Genomic DNA, 11,002 nt, shown 5'->3' with positions numbered 1-11,002 from the left:
AACCACTATCGGCGACCGGCCGCGACGTCGCTATCGCCGCATTCCGATTTCGGTGAACCCTCGCCTTGCCCCTGCTACCCCCGCCGCCCGTGCCACTCCGCCACCGCGACCGGCCCTCGGCCGCCCGCCGCCATCGTCGTCCCACGCCGCCAGCCCAAGGGCCGCGCGCGCCAATAAAAAACCCCGCCCCTCTTGCGAGGGGGCGGGGTTCGTGCCGACGGGTACGTCGCTCGATGCACGCCGCTCAATGCACAGCGCTCAATGCAGCGAGCGACCGAAGGTGAACTCGCCGTCGACGTAGTCCACCGGCACCACATCCTTGGCGGCAAACTTGCCTTCCAGGATCGCCCGTGCCACCGGGTTCTCGATCTGCTGCTGGATCGCACGCTTCAACGGACGCGCGCCGAAGATCGGATCGTAGCCCGCGCTCGCGATGCGTGCCAGTGCCGCCTCGGTGATATCCAGCGTCATGTCCATGCGGGCCAGGCGAGTCTGCAGGCGTTGCAACTGGATACGCGCGATCGACTCGATATGCTGCTGGTCGAGCGCGTGGAACACCACCACCTCGTCGATCCGGTTCAGGAACTCGGGGCGGAAGTGCGACCGCACCTCCTGCCAGACCGCGCCCTTCACCGCTTCCTGCGGTTCGCCCGACATCGACTGGATCAACTGCGAACCGAGGTTCGACGTCATCACGATCACCGTGTTCTTGAAGTCCACGGTGCGCCCCTGGCCATCGGTCAGGCGGCCATCGTCGAGCACCTGCAGCAGCACGTTGAACACGTCCGGGTGCGCCTTCTCGACCTCGTCGAGCAGCACCACCGAGTACGGCTTGCGGCGCACGGCCTCGGTCAGGTAGCCGCCTTCCTCATAGCCCACATATCCCGGCGGCGCGCCGATCAGACGGCTCACGCTGTGCTTCTCCATGAATTCGCTCATGTCGATGCGGATCAGATGATCCTCGGAGTCGAACAGAAACTCCGCCAGTGCCTTGCACAGTTCGGTCTTGCCCACGCCGGTGGGCCCGAGGAACAGGAACGACCCATACGGCCGGTTCTCGTCCGCCAGGCCCGCGCGCGAGCGCCGGATCGCATCCGACACCAGCCGCACGGCTTCATCCTGGCCCACCACGCGTGCGTGCAGCCGGTCTTCCATCTTCAGCAGCTTTTCGCGCTCGCCCTGCATCATCTTCGACACCGGGATGCCGGTCGCGCGGCTCACCACCTCGGCGATTTCCTCGGCGCCCACCTGCGTGCGCAGCAGCTTGTTGGGCTGCTTCTGCTCGTTGGCCTCGGCCTTGGTCGCCGCCTGCAGCTTGCCCTCCAGTTCAGGCAGCTTGCCGTACTGCAGCTCCGCCACCTTGTCGAGCTTGCCCTCGCGCTGCAGCCGCGTGATCTCCAGGCGGATCTTGTCGATCTCCTCCTTGAGTGCGGCGGCCCCTTGCGCGGCCCCCTTCTCGGCGCGCCAGATCTCGTCGAGATCGGCGTACTCCTTCTCGAGGCGCGTAATCTCCTGCTCGATCAGCTCCAGCCGCTTGAGCGACGCTTCGTCGGTTTCCTTCTTCACCGCCTCGCGTTCGATCTTGAGCTGGATGGTGCGGCGCTCGAGCTTGTCCATCGCCTCCGGCTTGGAGTCGATTTCCATCTTGATCCGTGCCGCGGCCTCGTCGATCAGGTCGATCGCCTTGTCCGGCAGAAAGCGGTCCGTGATGTACCGGTGCGACAGCTCGGCCGCGGCCACGATGGCCGGGTCGGTAATCTCCACGCCGTGGTGCAGCTCGTACTTCTCCTGCAACCCGCGCAGGATCGCGATGGTGGCCTCGACGCTCGGCTCGTCGACCAGCACCTTCTGGAAGCGGCGCTCCAGCGCGGCGTCCTTCTCGATGTACTTGCGGTACTCGTCGAGCGTGGTCGCGCCAATGCAGTGCAGCTCGCCGCGCGCGAGCGCGGGCTTGAGCATGTTGCCCGCATCGATGGCGCCCTCGGCCTTGCCGGCGCCCACCATGGTGTGGATCTCGTCGATAAAGACGATGGTCTGGCCCTCGTCCTTGGCCACGTCGTTGAGCACCGCCTTCAGGCGCTCCTCGAACTCGCCACGATACTTGGCGCCGGCCAGCAGGCCCGCCATGTCGAGCACGAGCACACGCTTGTTCTTGAGCGACTCGGGCACTTCGCCGTTGACGATGCGCTGCGCCAGGCCCTCGACGATGGCGGTCTTGCCGACGCCGGGTTCACCGATCAGCACCGGGTTGTTCTTGGTCCGGCGCTGCAGGATCTGGATCGCGCGGCGGATCTCGTCGTCGCGGCCGATCACCGGGTCGAGCTTGCCCGCCCGCGCGCGCTCGGTCAGGTCGATGGTGTACTTCTTGAGGGCCTCGCGCTGCGATTCGGCATCGGCGCTGTTGACCGTATCGCCGCCACGCACGGCCACGATGGCCGCTTCCAGCGACTTGCGGCTGAGCCCGTTCTCGCGCGCAATGCGCCCGGCCTCGCCCTTGTCGTCGGACACGGCCAGCAGGAACAGCTCGCTGGCGATGTACTGGTCGTTGCGCTTGATGGCCTCCTTCTCGGTGGCATTGAGCAGGTTGACCAGGTCGCGGCCGATCTGCACCTCGTTGGTGCCCGAGACCTGCGGCAACCGCTTGATGGCGGCATCCAGCGCGGTCTGCAGACCGTTCACGTTGACGCCGGCGCGGGCCAGCAGCGCGCGCGCCGCGCCGTCGTTCTGTGCCAGCAGCGCGCGCAGCAGGTGCTGCGGTTCGATGTACTGGTTGTCGTTGCCCAGCGCCAGGCTTTGCGCATCGGACAGCGCCTCCTGGAAGCGGGTGGTGAATTTATCAAGTCGCATGAAGAACCCCTCTCTCTCGAATGAGCGTGTCCTGCTGCGGGGGTGCGGCGGCGCATGTTCTGTCGTTGCGCTCGTATGCCCTGCCGGACACAGATTACTTCCGAAAGATAGGGCTTTCGTTTGGCATTTCAAGACGCACCCCGGCGCCAGATTGGCCCCGGGGTGGCCTCAGGATGACGCGGGATGGATGTGCTTTATAGCACACCCACCGCACATCCCCCAGGCTGCCATCAGTTGGGCACGTCCACCAGGTTCGCGCTCACGGCGATCTGGTTGGCGGGCGTCGGCGTGGCCGCGATCGGCGGCACGTTGAACGACGTGATGGCCGGCGCCGGGGCGCCATTGGTGCCACCGCGCGGCAGCGTCCGCACCACCTGCGACGGCGGCAGCGCCACGCCGCTGCGCAGGTTGGCGTACACCGCGTCCAGCGCCCGGTTCACGTACACGTGCAGCGGGATAAAGCGGTTGCTGTAACCCGGAATCGCGCCGATGAACGCATCGAAATGCTGCCCGTTCTCCACCTCGATATACGACAGCCGGCTGCCCGTCCCCTCCTGCGCACGGTTGAAGCCCAGGTATGGCCGCGACGTATGGTTCACCGGCAGCAGGCCGTCGCTGCGGCCATGCACGATCATGGCGGGCTTGCCGCGCAGGTTGCCGGTGCGATAGGTCTGCGCGATGCCCGCCTGCAGCGCCTGCGCGGTGGCGCTGGTGCCGGTCAGCAGATCGCGCAGGCACCTGGCGCCCGGGAAGTTGGCATCGGCCACCCCGCTGCCCGTCGAGACCGAGGTGAAATCGCGCGACGGCCCGCCCGCGGCCGCTTCGTTGATCAGGGTCACCCCACCGCCCGGCGGCACGCCATTGCCGGTGGAGAACAGCAGATTGAGCACCGCCGGCGAAATCTGCACCGGCACGAACGGCGCGGTGGTGGCCACGGCCGCAAAACCGTAGTTGCACAGCATGTCGGTCACGCTGGCGCGCGCATACGTGTTGGCGTAGGTCACGGCGATCGCGCTGCCGACCTCCAGGCCGGACAGCGACGCGTAGAGTTCATCCGACTCGGGCTCCCAGCCCGCCGCATGGAGCGCGTCGAGCGCGCTGGCCGATTGCGTGGCCAGGTCCCCGCCCGAGATCAACCCGGCGTTCTGGAGTGCTGTACAGCGGTTGGCCGCGGTGGCCGCCGGCACGCCCGTGATGAACGGCGCGTTACCGAGCGAGGGGTTCTGGCTTGCACACAGCTCCATCAGATTGGCGGTGGTGGTGTAGTCGTACAGGTGACGGCCCGAGGCCAGCACCGGAATGCCGCCGCGGCGCACCGTCACGCCGGCCGTGGGCGGCAGGTTCACATTGGGCTCGCCCACCGCCACGCCATCGATGAGGCCGTTGGTATCCTGCTCGGCCGCGGCAATGGCCGCACCGCCGCCATTGGAGACCGCCGAAGCGATCACCAGGATCTTGTCCTTGCCAATGGAGGCCTGGCGCGAGCCATTGGGATTGGTCGCGCCAAAGCGGTCGTTGATGGCCCAGATCGCGAACTCGATGGCCTGCAGCGTATTGAGGCCCCAGTCCTTCTCCGGATTCTGCTGCGAATGCGCGTGCTTGAAGGCGAGCCGGTGCGGCGTGGCAGCGGTGAAAGTGGCCAGCGACTGCGCGCCCGGCTGCGCCACGAACTGCGCGTTCTTGCCGGCCGCGGTGCGGGTGGTACGGGTGCCATCGATCAGCGGCACCGTATCGGTATCGAGGTCGTGCGGCGCGGCGCCGGTTCCCTTGTCGGTATAGGCCACCGCGCAGCCGCGCTTGAGGCCCCACTCGCCCACCGCGATGCCGCCATAGACGCCGCGCGAACCCGACGACGTGGCCGAGATCAGGCACGGGTTGGCCGGGTCGAACGTGGCCGGGATCTGGGCCATCAGCGTAACGTTCAGCCGCCCGGTGCCATCGTCGGCGTAGGCCAGGTATTCCACGCCGGCAATCTTGCCCTGGCTCGCGGTCACATTGCCCTGTGCATCGACATTGGGCCCGTACAGCGTGCCGTAGCCACCGCCCGCGGTGGTATCGACGATCGCGCGATAGTTGTTGTAGATCGCATAGCGGCGCAGCTCGGCCGCGGTCGGCGCGGCCGGATTGGCGGGCAGCGGCGCGGTCGCGCTGGCAATGCCGTCCTTGCCGAGACCGCCGGTCAGCAGATCGTCGGTATTGCCGTCGTACGACTGCACGCCCACGGTGCCGCTCACGAAAGACGGCAGCGTATTGGGATTGGGATTGGGATTGCCGCCATCATCGGGATGGTCGGACCCGCCACAGGCAGCCACGGCAAGGATGCCGGCCGCGAGGGCGATCAGGGTCTGGGGCACGCGCAGGCGCGGGCGCTTCTGGCTCGAATGCACGGAGTGTCTCCTCTCTTATGTACCGCATGCGGGGAACAACAAGGCGAACGACAAGGGGAACAACAACTGAGGCAACGACAACAAACGCAAGCCGGGAGCGCAAGCGGCCCCCAGAGGAAGATAGTAGGCGCTGGACGCGCCCGGCACGGATAGTGACTTACCCGCGCCCAACTTTACACGTGCGGGTACGCACTGACACGCGCCGACCCGCACCGGGGGACGCCGATAGGCGCCAGTACGCGCCGCTGCCTGACGATACGCGCCAACCCGCCCTGTCCGCGCCGTCAGGAAAGCAGGCGATATGTCCAGATGCCGAACGCGGTCAGCAGCAGCGAGCCGCCAACGTGCAGCAACAGGTGGGTCGCCGCCCAGCCATAGTCGCCCGCCAGCAGATTGGCGATTACCTCGCTCGAAAACGTCGAGAACGTGGTCAGGCCGCCGAGGAAGCCGGTCACCGCCAGCAGCCGCCATTCGGGCGCGAGTTCGACGTGCGCGCCAAAAAATCCCACCGCCAGACCGATCAGGTAGCCACCGGCGAGGTTTGCGGCCAGCGTGCCGTAAGGCAGCGCGGGATTCAGCGCATTCCACATCACCGAGAATCCCCAGCGCAACCACGCGCCCACGGCCGCACCGATGCCGACCGCGACAAAACCAAGCGGACCCATTGTATTTTTTCCTTATGCTTCCGGACCGGCCGAGCCTGCCGCTTCAGCGTTCAACGATTCGATGCCCCAACGACGCAGCGCCGCGTCATCCGACACCCGCGCATCGACCCAGCGCGCCCCCTCGGGCGTGTCTTCCTTCTTCCAGAACGGCGCCTCGGACTTGAGGTAGTCCATGATGAATTCGCACGCCGCAAACGCCTCGCCGCGATGGGCCGACGCCACCGCCACCAGCACGATCTGGTCGCGCGGCTGCAGCAGGCCAACGCGATGAACGATGGTCACGCCGAGCAGTTGCCAACGCGCACGCGCTGCGGCCTCGATGCGCGCCAGCGCCTTCTCGGTCATGCCCGGATAGTGCTCGAGCTCCATCGTGCTGACGCGCGTGCCATGGCTCACGTCGCGCACCGTGCCAATAAAACTCGCCACGGCACCGACGGCGGCATCACCCGACCGCAGTGCGGCCACCTCGGCGCCAAGATCGAAGTCCTCATGCTGTACGCGTACGCTCATTGCGGGCTCCCACGCATCTCAGCCTCCGGTCACCGGCGGAAAGAAAGCCACCTCGCAGCCGTCCGCGAGCGGGGTCTCGGCGCGCGCCACGGCATGGTCGACCGCCATGCGCAGCGCCCGCCCATCGGCCAGCGCCTCTTGCCAGGCGCCGCCACGCGCGCGCAGCCAGGCGCGCAGGTCGCCCACGGAACGCACGTCGGCCGGCACCTCGGCACGCTCGGCGCCGGTGCCGACCTGCTCGCGCACGCTGGCGAAGAATCGGAGTTCGATATGCATGATGCTCAGTCCAGCAAACCCTGGAACGGGATAAACGGCACAAGGTCGCCGCGACGAATCGGATGATCGGGCGGATTGTCGATCAGCCCGTCGCCCCATACGGTCGAGGTCAGCACGCCCGAGCTCTGGTTCGGAAACAGTTCCAGCCCGCCCTCGGCATTGATGCGCGCCCGCAGGAATTCGTTGCGGCGGTCTCCCCTGGTCAGGTCGAAATCCGCGCGCAGCGGCAGCCGGCGTGGCACCACTGCCTGCACGCCCTGCATGCGCAGCAGGAACGGCCGCACGAACAGCAGGAACGTGACGAAGCTCGAAACCGGATTGCCTGGCAGCCCCAGGAAGGCCGCATCACCGACCGCGCCAAACGCGAGCGGCTTGCCGGGCTTGATCGCGATCTGCCACAGGTCGAGGCGCCCTTCCGCCAGCACCGCCGGCCGCACATGGTCTTCCTCGCCCACCGAGACGCCGCCCGAGGTAAGGATGACGTCGTGGCCGGCGGCGGCACGGCGCAGCGTCTCGCGCGTGGCGGCCAGCGTATCGGGCACGATGCCGAAGTCGGTCACCTCGCAGCCGAGGTTCTCCAGCAGGCCGCGCAGCGTAAAGCGATTGGAGTTGTAGATGGCACCGGGCTTGAGCGGCTCGCCCGGCATCGCCAGCTCGTCGCCGGTGAAGAACACCGCCACGCGCGTGCGACGGCGTACCTCCAGCGTGGCCTGGCCGACCGACGCCGCCAGCCCCATCGCCTGCGGCGTAAGCCGCGTGCCGGCGGGCAGGATCACGCTGCCCGCCTCGATATCCTCGCCCGCGCGCCGGATCCACTCACCCGCTTTAGGCACATGCCGGATGACCACCGCATCGCCATCGGCCGCGCACTGCTCCTGCATGATCACGGCGTCGGCGCCAGGCGGAATCAGGCCGCCGGTAAAGATGCGCGCCGCGGTGCCGGCCGCCAGCGCGGCACCCACATGGCCGGCCGGAATCCGCTGCGACACCGGCAACCGGACCCCCGGCGCCGTGATATCGGCGGCCCGCACGGCATATCCGTCCATGGCGGTATTGTCGGCCGGCGGCACGCGCAGCGTGCTGGTGACCGGCGCGGCCAGGACCCGGCCGTTGGCGGCCAGGGTGTCGACGGTCTCGGTGTCGGGCACGACGCGCGCGCCGGCCAGCAGCGCATCGAGTGCCTGGACCAGCGTGAGCATCGGGGGACGCGCGGGGGAAGGCGCGGACGGTGACGCAGAAGGTAGCGCAGAAGGTAGCCCAGAAGGCGGCGCGGCGGGAGAGTTGGGGGCTTGGGTCATCGACGGTTGCAGAAACGACGGCAACCCCGATTGTAGCGACTTGCCGGCACGGCGGTGGGCGCGCTTCGGCACAGATGGATACATGAAGGACCGGCACAGCGCCGGACACCGGCACCGAAGGGCACCAGCATCACCAGGCGGGACGGCACGGTCCTGGCCACGCGCCGCGCGGCCGGTGACCGGCCCCGCCGTCCCGCGGGCCGATCAGAGCCCTGTCCGCGCCGCGATAAACGCCTTCACCCTGGCGGCGTCGTTGGGCATGACCTCAAAGCGCTGCGGCAATGCCTCGATGCCCTCGAATGCGGCCGGACGCTCCGGCTCGCGGCCCAGGGCCTCGCGAATGGTATCGGCAAACTTGGCCGGCAACGCGGTCTCCAGCACCACCATCGGCACGCCCGGCTTCAGGTATTCGCGCGCCACCTTCACACCGTCGGCGGTATGGGTGTCGATCGTGATGCCATAGCGCTCGTCCATGTCGCGAATGGTCGCCACGCGATCCGCATGCGTGCTGCGGCCCGAGACAAAGCCGAACTGGCGGATGCGCTCGAATTCCGGCGTGCCGGCCAGATCGAACCCGCCCTTGCTGTCCACGTCGCGGAACATGGCCGCGAGCTTGCCGGCATCCTGTCCCAGCAGGTCGAACACGAACCGCTCGAAGTTCGACGCCTTCGAGATATCCATGCTCGGGCTCGACGTGTGATACGTCTCGGCCGACTTGCGCACGCGGTAGGTGCCGGTGCGGAAGAACTCGTCGAGCACGTCGTTCTCGTTGGTGGCCACCACCAGCTGGTCGATCGGCAGGCCCATCATGCGCGCGATATGGCCCGCGCACACATTGCCGAAGTTGCCCGATGGCACGCAGAACGACACCTTCTGGCCCGGGCCGGTGGTCGCCAGCAGCCAGCCCTTGAAGTAATAGACCACCTGCGCGACCACGCGTGCCCAGTTGATCGAGTTGACCGTGCCGATGCGCTGGCGGGCCTTGTAGTCGAGATCGTTGGACACCGCCTTGACGATGTCCTGGCAGTCGTCGAACACGCCTTCCACGGCCAGGTTGAAGATGTTCGGGTCCTGCAGGCTGAACATCTGCGCGGTCTGGAACGCGCTCATCTTGCGATGCGGACTCAGCATGAACACGCGGATGCCGCGCTTGCCGCGCATCGCATACTCGGCGGCGCTGCCGGTATCGCCCGAGGTCGCCCCCAGGATATTGAGCTCCTGGCCCGCACGCGCGAGCGCGTACTCGAACAGGTTGCCCAGCAGCTGCATCGCCATGTCCTTGAAGGCCAGCGTCGGGCCGTTGGACAGGCCCAGCAGCTGCAACCGGGTACCGCCCTCCTCGCCGAGCGTGCGCAGCGGCGTGATATCGGCGGTGTTGTCGCCGGGGCGCGCATTGCAGTACACCTCGGGCGTGTAGGTCTTGCGCGTCAGCGCGCGCAGGTCCTCGGCCGGAATATCGTCGCAGAACTTGCGCAGCACTTCATACGCGAGATCCGCGTACGGCAGCTTGCGCCAGGCCTCGAGTTCGTCGGCGGTGACCTGCGGGTAGGCCTTGGGCAGATAGAGCCCGCCGTCCGGCGCCAGGCCGCCCAGCAGGATTTCGGAGAACGATTGCGGCACGTCGTGGCCGCGCGTCGACTGATATTTCATGGATCGTATGGCGCTTCGGTTCCGTTGCGCTTCAGTTCAGTTCTTCCATGCGCAAGCGCGTGACCGGCGACAGCACGGTCGCCAGCGACTCGATGCGGCCGATCGCGGCATTGATCTGCTTCTCGCGCGTCAGGTGCGTCAGGATGATGATGTCGGTCTGCGGCTCGCCCTCGCGCGATTCCTTCTGCAGCATGGCGTCAATCGAGATGCCGGCCTCGGCCAGGATGCGCGTGATCTCCGCCAGCACGCCGGTCTCGTCCGCCACGCGCATGCGCAGGTAGTACGAGGTGGTGACTTCCTCGATCGGCAGCACCGGCACCGTCGACAGCTCATCCGGCTGGAACGCCAGGTGCGGCACGCGATGGTTGGGGTCGGCCGTATGCAGGCGCGTCACGTCGACCAGGTCGGCAATCACGGCCGACGCGGTCGGCTCGGCGCCGGCGCCCTTGCCGTAGTACAGCGTGGTCCCCACGGCGTCGGCCTGCACCAGCACGGCGTTCATCGCGCCCTCGACGTTGGCGATCAGGCGCGAGGCCGGCACCAGCGTCGGATGGACACGCAGTTCCACGCCCTCTTCGCGGCGGCGCGTGATGCCCAGCAGCTTGATGCGGTAGCCCAGTTCCTCGGCATACTTGATATCCACCGCGGCCAGGCGCGTGATGCCTTCCACGTGCGCGCGGTCGAACTGCACCGGCATGCCGAACGCGATCGCGCTCATCAGCGTGACCTTGTGCGCGGCGTCCACCCCCTCGATATCGAAGGTCGGGTCGGCCTCCGCGTAACCGAGCTGCTGCGCTTCCTTGAGCACCGCGTCGAAGTCGAGGCCCTTGTCGCGCATCTCCGACAGGATGAAGTTGGTGGTGCCGTTGATGATGCCGGCGATCCACTGGATGCGGTTGGCGGTCAGGCCCTCGCGCAGCGCCTTGATGATCGGAATGCCACCGGCCACCGCGGCCTCGAACGCGACGATCACGCCCTTGCGGCGCGCCGCTTCGAAGATCTCGTTGCCATGCACGGCCAGCAGCGCCTTGTTGGCGGTGACCACGTGCTTGCCGTTCTCGATGGCCTTGAGCACCAGCTCGCGAGCAATGCCGTAGCCGCCAATCAGCTCGATCACGATATCGATGTCCGGACGCGTCACCACGAGGTTGGCGTCGCCCACGACTTCCACTTCCCCACCGGTCAGCTCGCGGGCGCGTTCGGTGTCCAGGTCGGCCACCATCGCAATCTCGATGCCGCGGCCCGCGCGGCGGCGAATTTCTTCCTGATTGCGTTTGAGCACGTTGAACGTGCCGCTACCGACGGTACCGATGCCGAGCAGGCCTACTTTGATGGGATTCATGGACGTCTGACTCTCGTTCTCTTGATG

General features: G+C 67.3%; 8 protein-coding genes. All 8 read right to left on the bottom strand.

What is annotated here, in order from left to right:
- Positions 1-258: 258 nt before the first annotated feature.
- The gene (gene clpB / locus DFLDMN_RS02485; protein WP_423196950.1) at positions 259-2,847 is read right to left on the bottom strand and encodes an ATP-dependent chaperone ClpB; all 2,589 of its coding nucleotides are present in this window, start codon (positions 2,845-2,847) and stop codon (positions 259-261) included.
- A gap of 230 nt (positions 2,848-3,077) precedes the next feature.
- Entirely contained in the window at positions 3,078-5,234 is a 2,157-nt protein-coding gene (locus DFLDMN_RS02480; RefSeq protein WP_423196949.1) for a 3-hydroxybutyrate oligomer hydrolase family protein, read from the bottom strand.
- A 284-nt stretch (positions 5,235-5,518) separates the two neighbouring features.
- The gene (crcB, locus tag DFLDMN_RS02475; RefSeq protein ID WP_423196948.1) at positions 5,519-5,899 is read right to left on the bottom strand and encodes a fluoride efflux transporter CrcB; all 381 of its coding nucleotides are present in this window, start codon (positions 5,897-5,899) and stop codon (positions 5,519-5,521) included.
- Between the two features lie 12 nt (positions 5,900-5,911).
- Positions 5,912-6,409 carry a molybdopterin synthase catalytic subunit MoaE gene (gene moaE / locus DFLDMN_RS02470; RefSeq protein ID WP_423196947.1) on the bottom strand — a complete coding sequence of 166 codons (498 nt, stop codon included), beginning with the start codon at positions 6,407-6,409 and terminating at the stop codon, positions 5,912-5,914.
- Positions 6,410-6,427: 18 nt separating this feature from the next.
- The gene (moaD, locus tag DFLDMN_RS02465; protein ID WP_423196946.1) at positions 6,428-6,685 is read right to left on the bottom strand and encodes a molybdopterin converting factor subunit 1; all 258 of its coding nucleotides are present in this window, start codon (positions 6,683-6,685) and stop codon (positions 6,428-6,430) included.
- 5 nt (positions 6,686-6,690) lie between these two features.
- Positions 6,691-7,884 (bottom strand): gephyrin-like molybdotransferase Glp, encoded by a 1,194-nt coding sequence (glp, locus tag DFLDMN_RS02460; RefSeq protein ID WP_423196945.1) that lies wholly within the window; start codon positions 7,882-7,884, stop codon positions 6,691-6,693.
- A gap of 303 nt (positions 7,885-8,187) precedes the next feature.
- Entirely contained in the window at positions 8,188-9,633 is a 1,446-nt protein-coding gene (thrC, locus tag DFLDMN_RS02455) for a threonine synthase (RefSeq protein ID WP_423196944.1), read from the bottom strand.
- 31 nt (positions 9,634-9,664) lie between these two features.
- Positions 9,665-10,975 carry a homoserine dehydrogenase gene (locus tag DFLDMN_RS02450; RefSeq protein WP_423196943.1) on the bottom strand — a complete coding sequence of 437 codons (1,311 nt, stop codon included), beginning with the start codon at positions 10,973-10,975 and terminating at the stop codon, positions 9,665-9,667.
- Positions 10,976-11,002 lie beyond the last annotated feature (27 nt).

Source organism: Cupriavidus sp. H19C3, assembly GCF_049393815.1.
Lineage (GTDB): Bacteria > Pseudomonadota > Gammaproteobacteria > Burkholderiales > Burkholderiaceae > Cupriavidus.
This window is presented reverse-complemented; position numbering and strand designations above follow the sequence as displayed.